13 protein-coding genes and 1 tRNA gene are annotated in these 13,914 nt (G+C 72.1%); 5 read left to right on the top strand and 9 right to left on the bottom strand.

Annotated elements, in window-relative coordinates:
• Positions 1–17 precede the first annotated feature (17 nt).
• From ACFVVX_RS17605 to ACFVVX_RS17595, 3 genes are read right to left on the bottom strand one after another with little or no spacing between them, the layout of a single operon-like run.
• Positions 18–977, bottom strand: a complete 960-nt coding sequence (locus ACFVVX_RS17605; RefSeq protein ID WP_387946371.1) for an ATP-binding cassette domain-containing protein — start codon at positions 975–977, stop codon at positions 18–20.
• Between the two features lie 9 nt (positions 978–986).
• Positions 987–1,814: an ABC transporter permease gene (locus ACFVVX_RS17600; protein WP_387946369.1), complete on the bottom strand. Its 828-nt coding sequence runs from the start codon at positions 1,812–1,814 to the stop codon at positions 987–989.
• A complete protein-coding gene (locus ACFVVX_RS17595; protein ID WP_387946367.1) occupies positions 1,807–2,667 on the bottom strand; it encodes an ABC transporter permease in 861 nt (286 codons plus the stop codon). Before ACFVVX_RS17595 ends, ACFVVX_RS17600 begins: the two co-directional genes overlap by 8 nt.
• A 280-nt stretch (positions 2,668–2,947) precedes the next feature.
• Between ACFVVX_RS17595 and ACFVVX_RS17590 the strand changes: the two genes are divergently transcribed.
• Complete coding sequence (locus tag ACFVVX_RS17590; protein ID WP_387946365.1) at positions 2,948–5,317, top strand: transglycosylase domain-containing protein; 2,370 nt, start codon at positions 2,948–2,950, stop codon at positions 5,315–5,317.
• A gap of 31 nt (positions 5,318–5,348) precedes the next feature.
• On the opposite strand, the gene ACFVVX_RS17585 is transcribed toward ACFVVX_RS17590, so the two are convergent.
• The 3 genes from ACFVVX_RS17585 to ACFVVX_RS17575 all read right to left on the bottom strand — a co-directional run bounded on the left by ACFVVX_RS17585 (position 5,349) and on the right by ACFVVX_RS17575 (position 7,619).
• Positions 5,349–6,524: a winged helix DNA-binding domain-containing protein gene (locus ACFVVX_RS17585; protein ID WP_387946363.1), complete on the bottom strand. Its 1,176-nt coding sequence runs from the start codon at positions 6,522–6,524 to the stop codon at positions 5,349–5,351.
• 121 nt (positions 6,525–6,645) lie between these two features.
• The gene (locus ACFVVX_RS17580) at positions 6,646–6,948 is read right to left on the bottom strand and encodes a GroES family chaperonin (protein ID WP_380264418.1); all 303 of its coding nucleotides are present in this window, start codon (positions 6,946–6,948) and stop codon (positions 6,646–6,648) included.
• Between the two features lie 329 nt (positions 6,949–7,277).
• The gene (locus ACFVVX_RS17575) at positions 7,278–7,619 is read right to left on the bottom strand and encodes a DUF3618 domain-containing protein (protein ID WP_387946361.1); all 342 of its coding nucleotides are present in this window, start codon (positions 7,617–7,619) and stop codon (positions 7,278–7,280) included.
• A gap of 144 nt (positions 7,620–7,763) precedes the next feature.
• On the opposite strand from ACFVVX_RS17575, the gene bcp reads away from it, so the two are divergent.
• Positions 7,764–8,240 carry a thioredoxin-dependent thiol peroxidase gene (bcp, locus tag ACFVVX_RS17570; protein WP_387946359.1) on the top strand — a complete coding sequence of 159 codons (477 nt, stop codon included), beginning with the start codon at positions 7,764–7,766 and terminating at the stop codon, positions 8,238–8,240.
• Between the two features lie 108 nt (positions 8,241–8,348).
• Here bcp and ACFVVX_RS17565 read toward each other — a convergent pair whose 3' ends face one another.
• Positions 8,349–10,742, bottom strand: a complete 2,394-nt coding sequence (locus tag ACFVVX_RS17565; RefSeq protein WP_387946570.1) for a chitinase C-terminal domain-containing protein — start codon at positions 10,740–10,742, stop codon at positions 8,349–8,351.
• 238 nt (positions 10,743–10,980) lie between these two features.
• The gene (locus ACFVVX_RS17560) at positions 10,981–11,577 is read right to left on the bottom strand and encodes a CGNR zinc finger domain-containing protein (RefSeq protein ID WP_387946357.1); all 597 of its coding nucleotides are present in this window, start codon (positions 11,575–11,577) and stop codon (positions 10,981–10,983) included.
• A 93-nt stretch (positions 11,578–11,670) separates the two neighbouring features.
• On the opposite strand from ACFVVX_RS17560, the gene ACFVVX_RS17555 reads away from it, so the two are divergent.
• From ACFVVX_RS17555 to ACFVVX_RS17545, 3 genes are all read left to right on the top strand, one after another.
• Positions 11,671–12,150, top strand: a complete 480-nt coding sequence (locus tag ACFVVX_RS17555; RefSeq protein WP_387946355.1) for an HPP family protein — start codon at positions 11,671–11,673, stop codon at positions 12,148–12,150.
• Between the two features lie 77 nt (positions 12,151–12,227).
• On the top strand, positions 12,228–13,088 hold the full coding sequence (locus tag ACFVVX_RS17550; RefSeq protein WP_387946353.1) for an HNH endonuclease: 861 nt from the start codon (positions 12,228–12,230) through the stop codon (positions 13,086–13,088).
• A 64-nt stretch (positions 13,089–13,152) separates the two neighbouring features.
• Positions 13,153–13,227 (top strand) — tRNA-Leu (locus ACFVVX_RS17545).
• A 66-nt stretch (positions 13,228–13,293) separates the two neighbouring features.
• On the opposite strand, the gene rdgB is transcribed toward ACFVVX_RS17545, so the two are convergent.
• Positions 13,294–13,899 carry an RdgB/HAM1 family non-canonical purine NTP pyrophosphatase gene (gene rdgB / locus ACFVVX_RS17540; RefSeq protein ID WP_387946351.1) on the bottom strand — a complete coding sequence of 202 codons (606 nt, stop codon included), beginning with the start codon at positions 13,897–13,899 and terminating at the stop codon, positions 13,294–13,296.
• Between the last annotated feature and the right edge of the window lie 15 nt (positions 13,900–13,914).

Here is a 13,914-nt window from a genome sequence, read left to right as displayed (position 1 = left end):
GTCAGGGCCTGAGGGCCTCAGCCGATCGCCACCTCGGCGTACATCCGCGCGATGACGTCCTCGATGGCGGGCTCGCGGACCGACAGGTCGACCATCGGGTACCGGTCGGCGACCGCCGCGACGATGGGCGCGGCGCTCGCCTGCGCGGGGAAGGCCAGCCACTGGCGGGGCCCCTCGACCTTCACCACCCTGGCCCCGGCGACCTCGATCGCCGGGCGGGCCTCGGCGAGGTCCACCACCAGCGTCCGCTCGCTCTCACCGGCCGCGTGCAGCCCCTCCAGGCCGCCGTCGTAGACCACCCGGCCGTGGTCGATGACCATCACCCGGTCGCAGAGCTGCTCGATGTCCGTCAGGTCGTGCGTGGTGAGCAGCACCGTGGTGCCCTGCTCGCGGTTCACCTCGCGCAGGAACTCCCGCACCCGCCCCTTGCTGACCACGTCCAGGCCGATCGTCGGCTCGTCCAGGTACAGCACCCGCGGGTCGTGCAGCAGCGCCGCCGCCAGGTCCCCGCGCATCCGCTGGCCGAGCGAGAGCTGGCGGACCGGGGTGTCCAGCAGGGCTCCCAGGTCGAGCAGTTCGACGCAGCGGTCGAGGTTGGCCCGGTAGCGCGGGTCGGGGATCCGGTAGATCCGGCGGGCCAGTTCGAAGGAGTCGCGCAGCGGGAGGTCCCACCAGAGGGTGGTCCGCTGCCCGAACACGACGCCGATCCGCCGGGCGAGGTCCACCCGTTCGCGGGCCGGGTCGACGCCCGCCACCCTCAGCCGCCCGCTCGACGGCACGAGGATGCCGGTGAGCATCTTGATGGTGGTCGACTTCCCCGCGCCGTTGGGGCCGATGTAGCCGACGCACTCCCCCGCCTCGACGGTGAAGCTCAGCCCGTCCACGGCCCGCACCTCGCGCTTCTCGCGCCGCAGCCGACCGGTCCTGGCCCGGACGGTGAAGGTCCGGCGGACGTCTTCGAGTTCGATCAGTGCCATGGGGACTCCTTAGTTTCCGGTACCGCGGTAGGCGCGCAGGCCCGCCCGCCAGGCCAGGCCGGCCGCGGCGCAGCAGGCCACGGCGGCCAGCGGCGAGGCGAACCGGAAGGCGACGGGCAGGCCGAGCGGGTCGGGGCGGCCGAGGATGTGCAGGGCGGGCAGCCAGTTGACGAAGGCCAGCGGCACCCCGAACACCGCCCCCGCCACCAGCTCCTTGGCGAAGACGGTCGGCGGGTAGTGCAGTAGCGTCGCGCCGCCGTAGGTGAAGGCGTTCTGGATCTCCTTCGCCTCGCCCCACCAGAACTGGAGGGTCGCGAAGCCCACGAAGACCGCCCCGAAGATGGCCGTCCCGCAGAGCAGCAGCACCGGCACGAGGAGCACCCGGTCCCAGGTCCAGGCCACGTCCAGCGCGGGCAGCGACCAGGCCAGCACCGCCAGCGCCTGCAGCGGCCGGCCGAGCCGGCGCAGCGAGAAGCGCTCGGCGCAGACCTGGGCGAGCGCCGGGGCCGGGCGGATCAGCATGGTGTCCAGCGTCCCGGCGTTGATCCGCTGGCCGAGGCCGTCGACGCTGCCGACGAACAGGTTGGCCATGCCGAGCGCGAAGCCGGAGGTGCCGTAGAGGAAGCCGAGTTCGGGCAGGGTCCAGCCGCCGAGCGTGTCGGTGTGCTGGAACATCAGCACCACGACGACGAAGTCCAGGAAGGTCACGCAGACGTTCGCGACCAGCATCAGCACGAAGGACGCCCGGTAGGACATCATCGAGCGGGTCCACATCCCGGCCGTGAGCCACCACGCGCGCAGCGCCCACCGGGTGCGGCCGAGGGTCGTCTCAGCCACCCTGGACCACCACCTTGCGGGTGGCGAGCAGCTGCACCGCGCGGCCCGCGGCCAGCAGCACCAGCGCCCAGGCCAGTTGGAAGCCGAGCTCGCCGAGCAGCTCCGCGCCCGCGCGCCGCTCCAGGAAGACGTCCGTCGGCACCTGCACCAGCGCGGCCCACGGCAGCACGGGGGCGATCCAGCCGAGCCAGCCGGGGAACAGTGCGAGCGGCAGCAGCATCCCGGAGAAGAACATCGACACCACCAGCATCACCGAGCGCACCCCCTCGGAGTCGTGCAGCCAGAAGCCGGTGAGCGACACCAGGAAGCGCAGCCCGAAGCTGACGACCACCGCCAGCAGCACGGAGAGCAGGAACACCGCCCAGGTCAGCGGCCGTTCGGGCATCCGGGTCGAGAAGACCAGCGCGCCCGCGAGCATCGGCAGCACGCCGCGCCCGAGCAGGTGGAAGGCGGCCCGGCCGAGGTCGGTGGCCAGCCACCAGCCCTGGAAGTCCACCGGGCGGTAGAGGTCGACGGCGATGTCGCCGGTGCGGAAGCGGTCCTGGACGTCGTCCTGGAACCCGCCGCCCCAGACCGCGACGGTGACCAGCAGGGCCTGGCTGACCCAGATGTAGGTGACGGCCTCGCTCTGGTCGTAGCCGCCGAGACCGGGGCGGACCTGCCAGAGGGCCACGAAGGTGTAGGCGAGGATGAAGCCGAAGACGGTGTTGGTGAACGCGCCGGCGAGGGTGGCGGCACGGTAGGTGGAGTAGCGGCGGAAGGCCCCGTGCGCGACGGCGAGGTAGAGGCGGGCGGTGCCGCCGGTATCCGGAGGGGGCCTGAGCTGCGTCGCAGCCGGCACAGCATTCGGCATATTGTCTCCTTGTCGACAAATACGGGCAGGCGGAAGCGCCCCGAGCAGGCACAGCCGCCCAGGCACCGGCGCCCACCCTCCCGGGCTTCGGCGCACACCGGAACGGCCCCGACCGGCCGGACCCGGGGGTACCGGGCCACGCGGGCGGAGCTGGACACGACGGACGCACGAAACCGGGTGCGCTATATGGTTTGCACCTTTCACCGTACCGTCGACGATCACGCCACGCACCCGTATTTCCCAACGCCTGATCGCGGATCAAATAGCACATAATCGCGGCATGACCATGAGGGCAGACCACAGCACCCGCCGCCGGGCCAAGCGGGCCGCCCGCCGCCAGGCCCGCCGCGCCCTGCCGCTGTGGCGCCGGCTCCTGCCGACCTGGCGGGTCACCCTCGGCGCCCTCACCGCCGTCCTGCTCCTCGCCGTCGGCTCCTTCGCCGTCCTCTACCTGATCGTCCCGGTACCCGACGCCAACGCCCACGCCGTCGCCCAGAACAACATCTACCTCTACTCCGACGGCACCACCGAGATCGCCCGCACCGGCGCCGTCAACCGCACCGACGTCACCATCGCCCAGATCCCCCTGGACACCCAGCACGCCGTCGTCTCCGCCGAGGACCGCACCTTCTACCGCAACCGCGGCATCGACCTGAAGGGCATGGTCCGGGCCGGCTGGAACACCCTCACCGGCAAGGGCATGCAGGGCGGCTCCACCATCACCCAGCAGTACGTCAAGAACTACTACCTCACCCAGAGCCAGACCATCGAACGCAAGGGCCGCGAACTCTTCATCGCCCTCAAGGTCGACCAGCAGCGCGACAAGAACCAGATCCTCGCCGGCTACCTCAACAGCAGCTACTTCGGCCGCAACGCCTACGGCATCCAGAGCGCCGCCCACGCCTACTACGGCGTCGACACCTCCGAACTCACCCTCGCCCAGGGCGCCTACCTCGCCGCCCTGCTCCAGGCCCCCAGCGCCTACGACGTCAAGACCGCCACCCCCGCCAACCGCGAGAAGGCCGTCGCCCGCTGGAACTACACCCTCGACGGCATGGTCCAACTCGGCTTCCTGCAACCGGCCGACCGCGCCGCCCAGACCTTCCCCGACCCGATCGACCCGCAGCCCGCCACCGGCCTCGGCGGCCAGGCCGGCTACCTCGTGGGCGTCGCCGACGACTACCTCGTCTCCTCCGGCACCATCGACACCGCCACCCTCAAGGCCGGCGGCTGGCGGATCACCACCACCTTCGACAAGGACCGCCAGGACGCCTTCGCGCACGCCGTCCAGCAGGAACTCACCGACGAACTCGACCCGAAGGCCCGGCCCACCACCGACACCGACGTCCGCGTCGCCGGCGCCTCCGTCGAACCCTCCACCGGCCGCGTCGTCGCCGTCTACGGCGGACCGGACTACGCCAAGCAGCCCTACAACGACGCGCTGCGCCAGGACAACCAGATCGGCTCCACCTTCAAGCCCATCGACCTCGCCGCCGGCCTCAACTCCGGCCGCAGCAGCGGCGACGGCCGCCCGATCACCACCGAGACCCGCTACGACGGCACCAGCGAACGACCCGTCACCGGCGGCCCCACCCCGTACGCGCCGCCCAACGAGGACGACATCGACTACGGCGACATCACCCTGCGCCACGCCATGGTGAAGTCCGTCAACTCCGTCTACGCGCAGGAGGGCGTCGACGCCGGGCTCGCCCACGTCCGCGAGACCGCCATCCGGCTCGGCATCCCCGACAACGTCCCCGGCATGGACCCGGCCAACAGCTCCATGACCCTCGGCACCGCCACCCCCAGCGCCCTCAACCTGGCCGGCGCCTACGCCGCCTTCGCCAACCACGGCGAGGCGTACACCCCCTGGTCCGTCCTCACGCTCGAACGCACCACCTCGGGCGGCTCCGTCGACGTCCCCAAGATGCCCGCCCACGTCGCCACCACCGCGCTCGACCGGGGCACCGCCGACGCCGTCACCGACGTCCTGCGCGACGTCATCAGCCCGCGCGGCACCGGCGCCGCCGCCCTCGACCTCGACCGCCCGGCCGCCGGCAAGACCGGCACCACCGACTCCAACCTGTCCGCCTGGTTCGCCGGCTTCACCCCCGAACTCGCCACCACCGTCGGCATGTTCCGCGAACACCCGAAGACCCACGCCAAGGAACCGCTGACCGGCACCGCCGGACTCACCCGCATCAACGGCGGCGCGTTCCCCACCGAGATCTGGACCGCCTACATGGCCGACGCCCTCGACGGCACCGAAGTCCGGCAGTTCGACCTCCAGCCGAGCCGGGGCACCGGCCAGAGCGCCACCCCGACCGCCGGCGCGAGCCCGAGCCCCTCCCCCACACCGTCGCCCAGCGCCACCGCCACCGCCGCCACCCGGCCCAGCGCCCCCGCCAACACGCCCGCCCCCACCACCGAACCCCCGGCCGCCCCCACCGAGCACACCCCGGACCCCGAGCCGCCGACGGCCCCCGGCTTCACCTTCACCCCGGCACCCGCCGAGCCCCCGAAGCCGACCCCGACCCCGACCCGGGAGCCCGCCCCCTCCCCCACGCCCCGGCCGACCCCGACCAGGCCCACCAACCCGCCGAGCCCGCCCGCCCCCGCCACCACCGCGGCGACGCCCCCCACCCCGTAGGGCCCGTCTTCGAACTCCCGCCTGCTTGGACCTACGCCACCAGCTCCCGCTCCAGCGGCGTCCGGAACCGCGGCGTCACCCGCACCCCGCCCAGCCACCCCGACAACCGCGCCGCCTCCGCCCCGATCGCCGCCCGCGCCTCGGCCCCCACGTCCGACAACAGCCGCCACACCACCTCGCCGTCGGGACGCTGCGCCCAGCCGCCCACCACCCGGCCGCACCACCACACCGTCGGCCCCGCGTTGCCCGCCCGGTCGAACAGCGCCGGCACGTCCTCCGGCCGCAGGTACCACTCCCGCCCGCGCCAGCCCATCACGCTCGGATCCAGCCCCGGCAGCAGCGCCGCCCAGGGCCCCGGCTCCGGCGCCGCCCCGGCGTCCCCCGGCAGCACCAGCCCCGCCGCACCGCCCGCCAGCGCCACCTCCTCGGCACCAACATCGGCCAGCGCCTTACGGGTGTCCCCGAGCGTCCAGCCCGTCCACCACTTCACGTCCTCCACCGTGGCCGGCCCGAACCCGGCCAGCCAACGCCGCACCACCTCGGCCTTCGCCGCCCGCACCGGCACCTCCGGCCACTGCGCCACCGGCGCCCACGGGTAGCTGCTGCTCAGCCACGAACCGCGCGGACGGCACCGGCGCACGTGCCCGTCCGAGGCCAGCAGCCGCAGCAACCGGCTGCCGACACTCTGCTTCGCCTCGTACGGCTTGCCCGCCGCCATCAGCATCGTCTCGCGCAACGCCGGGATGTCCGCGGCGAGTTCACTCGTCGTCGCCTCACCGCGCCGGCCCAGCGCGGCCAGGACGTCCCGCTCCGTCTCGGCGAGCCGCTGCTCGCTCCAGCCCTCGGCGAACTCCGCCAGGTGCTTCAGCAGCGTCGCCCGTTCCTTCGCCGCGATCGCCCGCGCCGTCGAGGAGCTCACGTACGGCGCGAAGCCCTCCGTCACCGCGAACATCGTCCGCCGCATGGACAGCAGCTTCACCAGCGTGACGTCCTCGTACAGCGCCCGCTCCACCTCCGCCGCCGAGGGCTCGGCCAGCCGGGCGCAGGCCGACAGGTAGACCGTGGCGGCATCGGTGGCGTGCAGCCCGACCAGCGCGTCCGCCACCTCCTCCACGGTGGCCGCCCGGGCGGCGGGCGCCAGGAGGTGCCGCCGCCCGATCCTGGCGCGGCGCTGCTCATCGCTGATCGAGGGCACTCGGCTGCTCATGCCGGGACCATAGCGCCCGCCACCGACAGCGGCGGGCCGCCACGCATCCCACCGTGGCGGCCCGCCGCGCGCCCTGGACGGTCGTCGCCCTGGGCGCCTGGACCGCTCGGATCGTCCTGTCTCAGAGGTAGAGCCCGGTCGAGCCCTCCGCGTCGCCGAAGCGCATCGCGGCCACCGCGTGCAGGTCGCGCTCGCGCAGCAGCACGTAGGTGGCGCCGCGCACCTCGACCTCCAGTTTGTCCTCCGGGTCGTAGAGCACCCGGTCGCCCGGCTCGACGGACCGCACGCTCTGGCCGACCGCCACGGCCTCCGCCCAGGTGCACCGCTTGCTGAGCTCGGCGGTCGCGGGGATGAGGATGCCGCCGGTCGAGCGGCGCTCGCCCTCGGCGCCCTCGGTCTTCACCAGGACCCGGTCGTGCAGCATCTTGATCGGCAGCTTCTCGCCCAGCCGGTCGTGCCGCGGCGGTTCGGCCTGCTCGGGCTGCTGGGACCGCTCGGACTGCCGGGTCGGTTCGTCGTTCGTACTCACGCCCCGAAGGTACCGCTCCCCGGCGCCCGGTGTGACGCTGGCCCGGCATCCGGCAGGCGCCCCGGATCCAGAAGCGGACCCGGCAGCGGACCCGGCACCGGACCCGGCACCGGCCGCAGCGCCGGGCCCAGCACCGGGTGCAGTACCGGATACAGCGCCGGATCCGGAGCCGGACATGCCGGAGGCCGGGCACACCGGCGCCCGGCCCCGTACGACCCGGCGGCTCAGTCCTTGCGGCGCCTGCGGGACGCGGCGACCAGCAGCACCAGGCCCACGCCCACCAGCGCGGCCGGCACGATCCGCTCCTTGCGCGGCCGGCCCTTCTCGTCCACGAACTGCGCCTTGGCCTTCTCCACGGCCCCGCTGGCCGCCACGTACGCCCGACCGGCCTTCTCCTCCACCGCGGCCACGGCCTTCGCCTTGACCTGGGCGGTGATGGTGCTCGGGTGGACCCGCACGGCCAGCTCGTCCAGGGTCGCGGCCAGCTGGGTGCGGGTACGCGCGATGTCCGCCTCGATCTGGGCGGTCGTCCGCGCCGACTGGTCCTTCGTACTCGCCTCGCCCACTCGGGCCACCCCAATTCACTGATGTTGTCCTGTGCGACCAACCCAGTTTGTCAGCTGGCACGCGGGCACGCGCGGCCCCACCCACCATCGGAGGTAAGTTGGCCGTGGTACGACCACCCGTCCACGCACCAGGAGAGTCCCACCGTGAGCGAGCGCCTCCAGACCGGTGACACCGCGCCTGCCTTCAGCCTGTCCGACGCCGACGGCAACCAGGTGTCGCTCGCCGACCACCTCGGCCGCAAGGTGATCGTCTACTTCTACCCGGCCGCGCTCACCCCCGGCTGCACCAAGCAGGCCTGCGACTTCACCGACAACCTGGAGGCCTTCTCCGGCGCCGGGTACGACGTGCTCGGCATCTCCCCGGACAAGCCGGAGAAGCTCGGCAAGTTCCGCGAGACCGAGGACCTCAAGGTCACCCTGCTCTCCGACCCGGACCACGCCGTCCTGGAGGCGTACGGCGCGTACGGCGAGAAGCAGAACTACGGCCGCACCTACGTCGGCGTGATCCGCTCCACCGTGATCGTCGACGAGCAGGGCAAGGTCGAGCGCGCCCTCTACAACGTCAAGGCCACCGGGCACGTCGCCAAGCTGCTGCGCGACCTCAAGGTCGACGCGGCCTGAGCCGCGGCGGCCGCCCCCGCCGGGCGGCCGCAGAACGGAGCGGTGGCGGCGCACCCCCCGACCGGGTGCACCGCCACCGCCGTTTCTCACCTCAGCGGACCGCTGTCATCAGCAGGTCCCGAGGTCGCTCCAGACCCCCCAGGCGCCGCTGGCGCTGGGGTCGTCGCCCTTGGTCCACCACTTGTTCTGGTAGTAGTGGCCCTTCCACGACACCTTGGTGGTGGCCGCGTAGGTGGTGCCGGTGTCCCAGCTCGGCGCGCCCGTGCAGGCACCCGAGGTCGGCGAGGCGGTCGCCGTCGGGGACGAGGTCGCCGTGGCCGTGGCGGTCGGCGAGGCGGTGGCGGTCGCGGTCGGCGAGGCCGTGGCGGTCGCGGTGGGCGACTGCGTCGGGCTCGGCGACGAGGTGCCGCCGGTCGCGCCGCGGGTCAGGTCGCCCTTCAGGCCGTACAGCGTGCCGGCGACGTTGACCGTCCAGTTCGACGGGGTCGAGACCGGCAGGTAGTAGGTGAAGTCCATGTCGATCGACGCACCCGGCGCCAGCGACTGCCAGCCCGGCAGCTTCACCGAGACGCGGTTGTAGGTGCCCTTGAGGCCGCCCGCGTTGCTGCCGGTGTGGTCCTGGCGGATCACCTGGAGGCCGAAGCCGGACTGGTCCTTGGCGTTGCCCGGGGCCGAGTTGCTGTAGTCGAACTGGAACTCGGTGCCGCCCGGCAGGGTGAGCGTCGAGTTGTTGACGATGTGGATCTTCGGGTTGATCGGGTAGTTCGAGTCACCCAGCGCGAAGTTGGTGAACGATACGTCGATCGGCAGGGTCTGCTGCGGCAGCGCGATCGTCGAACGGGTCGCACCGTACGGCGTGGAGGCCTTGAACTTGTCGTACATCAGCGAGGTCAGCGTCGAGCCGGGAACGTACTGGCCCTTGCCGCCGTTGGCGGCCGCGTCCCACTTGTAGTCGCCCGCGAGCTCCCAGATCATCGCGCCACCGGCGCCCTGGTTGACGATGTAGTCCGCCTTCGCGCCCACCGACTGCTCGTCCTCGGTCGAGAGGAAGACCTTCTTGGTGTCGTTCCACAGCCACGGAGCCACCAGGCTGGAGCTGTAGTTGCGGGCGTAGGTGCCCTGCAGCGCGGTGTCGCTCAGGCCGTACTTGGAGAGGTAGTCGGGCACGACGCCCTTCTCCAGGTTCTTGGCGTGCCACATCGGGTTCGACCCGGCCGGGGACTCCTTGCCCGCGGTGTCCTTGTCGTTCCAGATGTTGTCGATGCCGACGGCGCCGTCACCGCACGCGGTCAGGCCGGAGCCGGCCGGGCAGCTGGTCGCGGCCGCGGTGCCCCAGAGGCCGTTGGTGCCACCGGTGACGTTCTTGAAGCCGCGGGTGTAGTACGGCAGGCCGACGTTGATCCGGCCGGCCGGCATCGCGCCGCGGAAGTAGTGGTACGACCAGTCGGTGTTCAGGTAGCCGATGCCGCCGTACTGGCTGGTGCCGTACACGTTGGCCGCCGCCAGCTCGCCGTCCTTGCCGTCGTCGAACAGCGAGGCGTTCGGGCCGACGTACTTGTTCCAGGCGCCGTGCAGGTCGTACGACATGATGTTGACGTAGTCGAGGTACTGCGCCGGCTGGTAGGTCTCCATGCCGCGCAGCAGGTACCCGGAGGACGGGGCCGCGACCGAGAGCAGGTAGTGCTTGCCGTCGGCGGCGCCGGCCCGGTCCAGCTTCTCGCGCAGCGTCTTCATCAGCGCCGCGTAGCCCTTGGCCAGCGAGCCGCGCCGGGCGTTGGCGAGGGTCCAGTCCTGCGGGTTGCCCGCGTCCTTCATCGAGGTCGCGTACTCGTAGTCGATGTCGACGCCGTTGAAGCCGTACTTCTTGATGAAGTCGACCGCCGAGGCGGAGAAGGTGTCGATGCCCGCCTGGTTGACGCTGCCGTCGGCGTTGGTGGTCACCGAGTAGAAGCCGCCGGAGTTGACCCGGTCGCCGGCCGAGTCGAAGTAGCCGCCGGTCTCGGTCCAACCGCCCACCGAGATCATGGTCTTGACGTTCGGGTACTGCTTCTTGTACTTCGTCAGCAGGTTGAAGTGGCCCTTGTAGGGCAGCGTCGGGTCGAGCTCGGCGCCGGGCACGCCCGGGAAGGAGATCCCGGTGGCCTCGTTCTTGTCGTTGTCCTCGCCGACCGACAGCTTGTTGTCGCTGCCGATGTGCCCGAAGGCGTAGTTGAGGTGGGTGACCTTGTCCCAGGGGATGTCGCTCACCAGGTAGGGCGGCGTGCCGTCCTTGCCGGTGCGCCAGCCGGTGAAGTAGCCGATGATGCGGCGCTGGTGGTCCGCGCCCATCTTCTCGCGGCCCGCGGTGTCGTAGACGCTGCAGTAGGGGACGTCGACGCCGGGCGTCTGGTACAGGCCGTCGGGGCGACAGGCCGCGTTGTCGACGGTGGCGCTGGCGGACGCCTGCGACGGCGCCGCGCCAAGCGTCGCCATCAACAGGCCGGCGAGGCCGGCCACGGCCATCGAGGCCAGGCCCGCCCGGGCCGCCGGGCTGTTCGCCCGGTTCTTGTGGCGGGCAGCGGTGGGACGCTGCTCGACCGTGCTTCGGATCAACACTCGGTCCTCCGGGAGAGAGTGTCGGCGCGTACCTGTGGGGAGCACGCACGTGGGGGATTGGAGGTTGGCGCTGAAGCTATGTGGTCTGAACCACATAGGTCAATAGGTCTGTACCAATTGGTAATCAAATCCCCAACTCCGCCGGTCAAACCTCCGTCTGGCGACGACTGTGACGAGCCACCCGCACCCGCGTCCCGCACGAGGTCGAACACCACGCCCGACGTGCGTGTTGCTGCAGGAAGAACAGGATGCAACCGGGCGCCGGACAGGCCCGCACCAGCTCCCGCCCACCCCCCGTCAGCAGCTCCACGGCCGCCCGCGCCACCCGCGCCAACAACACCGGCCCGCGCTCCCCCGACAGGCTCCGCCGCACCGGCTCCCCCACGGCCCCCTCCGGCAGCTCCACCCACCCGGGAACCGCCCGCACCGCCGCGTTCACCACCGCCACCTCGGCCGGCTCCGCCGACCCGCCCGCCACCACCGCCGTCAGCACCGCGCGCAGCGCCCGCCGCAGCTCCAGGAACGCCGCCAGCTCCGCCGCCCCCAACTCCCCCGGCGGCACGCTCGGAAGGTCCAGCCCGACGGCGTGCCGCTCCACCCACACCGCCAGGTCGGACGGCTCCACCAGCACGTCCACCAGGTGACCGCGCAGGCCGCCCCGAATGAAGGTGCTGTTCACCAGGTCCAGGGCCAGGTGCTCGCCACCGACCGGCATCTCGTCCACTGCGCCGCGCTCCACCATGCCCTAACGGTAACGCGGCTTGCTTTCAGTTAGCCACAACCGCCAGAATCGAGTCGCTAACGTTTTCTTCCAGCTGCAGCCGTTAGGAGTGTCATGCCCAGCCGCGCCCCGGCCCGACCCGCCCCCACCGCCGTCCTCGCCTCCACCGCCACCGCCGTCACCGCCCTGCTGCTCCTCGTCGCCCTCGGCACCCTCACCCGCCAACCCCTCCTCATCCCACCCCTCGCCGCCTCCATGGCCCTCATCGCCGGCGCCCCCGCCCTCCCGCTCGCCCAGCCCCGCAGCGTCGTCGGCGGCCAGCTCCTCTCCGCCCTCACCGGCTACGCGGTGCTCGCCGTCGCGGCCCCCGGCCCGTGGTCCGCCGCCGTCGCCGGCGGCCTCGCCCTCGGCGTCATGACCCTCGCCCGCACCCCCCACTCCCCCGCGGCCGCCACCGCCGTCATCGTCGCCCTCACCGCCCCCGACCCGACCCGCTTCCTCCCCCTCCTCGCCCTGGCCGCCACCGCCCTCGTCCTCACCGGCCTGGTCGGATCCCGCCTGACGGCCCGCCAGTACCCCACCTACTGGTGGTGAGCCCGTAACCGATCCCCGCACCGATCGTTCGCACACACGGGGGACGGGCGCACCACCAGGCCCGAAGGGGGACGACCATGCCGGTCAAGTACACCCGTGAGCTGCTCACCGCACTCGCGGCGGAGTCGAACAGCGTCAACGACATCATGCGAAAGCTCGGTGTGCCGATGGCGGGCGGCACCCACAGCTACCTGAGCAGGCGCCTCCGGCACTACGGGATCGACACCTCGCACTTCAACGCGGGCCGACCCGACCACGGCCGCCGCCGCTACTCGCGCGAGCAACTGACCGAGGCGGCCGCCCACAGCGACAGCATCAACGCGATGATGGGGTACCTGGGCGTCACGCCCTACGACAGCCTCTACTCGCACCTGAAGAAGCGCCTGGCCGAGTTCGGCATCGACACCTCCCACTTCACCTTCAGGGGCGACGGCCGCAGCAGGGCCGCGGCCGTCCCCGAGGACACCCTGGCCGAGGCCGTGGCAACGCACCGCAGCATCCGCGGCGTGATCCTCGCCCTCGGGATGGTCGACGGCGGAGGCTCGCGAACGCTGGTGCGGGAGAGCATCGCCTTCCACCGGCTCGACACCTCGCACTTCACCGGCCAGGCGCACAACAAGGGCCGGAAGACCGGGCCGCGGCGCAAGGCCGAGGAGCTCCTCGTGCGGCGCCCACCGGGAAGCCAGCGGGTCCCGGGCGACCGGCTCCGCACCATGCTCGTGCACATCGGGCACCCCGATGCCTGTGAGATGTGCGGCACCCCTCCGACCTGGCTCGGACACCCCATGACCCTGGAGGTCGACCACATCAACGGCGACTGGCTCGACAACCGGCGGGAGAACCTGCGCCTGCTCTGCCCCAACTGTCACTCCATCACGCCCACCTACTGCGGCCGGAACATGAACCGGGCCACGCGCACGGAGGCGGTCGCCGCGTAGGGCACCCACCAGCCGGAAAACGTGCGGCCTGCTGGACGGAGAGCCGGTAGGCTAGATCCGGCGCGCGCCCGTACCCCAGCTGGCTAGAGGGTTGCGACTTAGGATCGCAGTGTCGTGGGTTCGAGTCCCACCGGGCGTACTGAGCCGAATGGCCGCCTGACCTTCAATTCGAAGGTCAGGCGGCCATCGTCATTCCTACGGCCCGTCAGCCCAGCAGGTCCCTCACCACCGGGGCCAGGGCGCGGAAGGCCTGGCCGCGGTGGCTGATGGCGTTCTTCTCGTCGGCCGTGAGCTCGGCGCAGGTCCGGGTCTCGCCGAGGGGCTGGAGGATCGGGTCGTAGCCGAAGCCGCCGTCGCCGGCCGGGGCGGTGCGCAGGGTGCCGAGGAGACGGCCCTCGACGACGCGCTCGGTGCCGTCGGGCAGGGCGAGGGCGGCGGCGCAGAAGAAGTGGGCGCCGCGGTGCTCGGGGGCGATGTCGCCGAGCTGGGCGAGCAGGAGCTCCAGGTTGGCGCGGTCGTCGCCGTGCTTGCCGGCCCAGCGGGCGGAGAAGATGCCGGGGGCGCCGCTCAGGACGTCCACGCACAGGCCCGAGTCGTCGGCGACGGCGGGCAGGCCGGTGGCCCGGGCGAGGGCGTGGGCCTTGAGGAGGGCGTTTTCGGCGAAGGTGACACCGGTCTCGGGGACGTCCGGGATCTCCGGGTAGGCGTCGGCGCCGACCAGCTCGACGTCCAGGCCGGCGCTGCCGAGGATGGCGCGGAGTTCGGCGACCTTGTGCTGGTTACGGGTGGCGAGGATGAGTCGGGTGGTCATGAATCCACCCTAACC

The sequence above is a fragment of the Kitasatospora sp. NPDC058170 genome (assembly GCF_042883905.1).
GTDB lineage: Bacteria > Actinomycetota > Actinomycetes > Streptomycetales > Streptomycetaceae > Kitasatospora.
The sequence above is the reverse complement of the archived record's forward strand: the minus strand, read 5'-3'. Positions and strand labels throughout refer to the sequence as shown.

Bases quoted from the DNA above. Each gene is read 5' to 3' on its own strand.
- ACFVVX_RS17560 (WP_387946357.1), bottom strand. From the start codon at position 11,577: ATGGTGGAGCGCGGCGCAGTGGACGAGATGCCGGTCGGTGGCGAGCAC.
- ACFVVX_RS17605 (WP_387946371.1), bottom strand. From the start codon at position 977: ATGGCACTGATCGAACTCGAAGACGTCCGCCGGACCTTCACCGTCCGG.
- rdgB (WP_387946351.1), bottom strand. From the start codon at position 13,899: ATGACCACCCGACTCATCCTCGCCACCCGTAACCAGCACAAGGTCGCC.
- ACFVVX_RS17565 (WP_387946570.1), bottom strand. From the start codon at position 10,742: ATGGCCGTGGCCGGCCTCGCCGGCCTGTTGATGGCGACGCTTGGCGCG.
- ACFVVX_RS17595 (WP_387946367.1), bottom strand. From the start codon at position 2,667: ATGCCGAATGCTGTGCCGGCTGCGACGCAGCTCAGGCCCCCTCCGGAT.
- ACFVVX_RS17555 (WP_387946355.1), top strand. From the start codon at position 11,671: ATGCCCAGCCGCGCCCCGGCCCGACCCGCCCCCACCGCCGTCCTCGCC.
- ACFVVX_RS17585 (WP_387946363.1), bottom strand. From the start codon at position 6,524: ATGAGCAGCCGAGTGCCCTCGATCAGCGATGAGCAGCGCCGCGCCAGG.
- ACFVVX_RS17550 (WP_387946353.1), top strand. From the start codon at position 12,228: ATGCCGGTCAAGTACACCCGTGAGCTGCTCACCGCACTCGCGGCGGAG.
- ACFVVX_RS17590 (WP_387946365.1), top strand. From the start codon at position 2,948: ATGACCATGAGGGCAGACCACAGCACCCGCCGCCGGGCCAAGCGGGCC.
- ACFVVX_RS17580 (WP_380264418.1), bottom strand. From the start codon at position 6,948: ATGCTGCACGACCGGGTCCTGGTGAAGACCGAGGGCGCCGAGGGCGAG.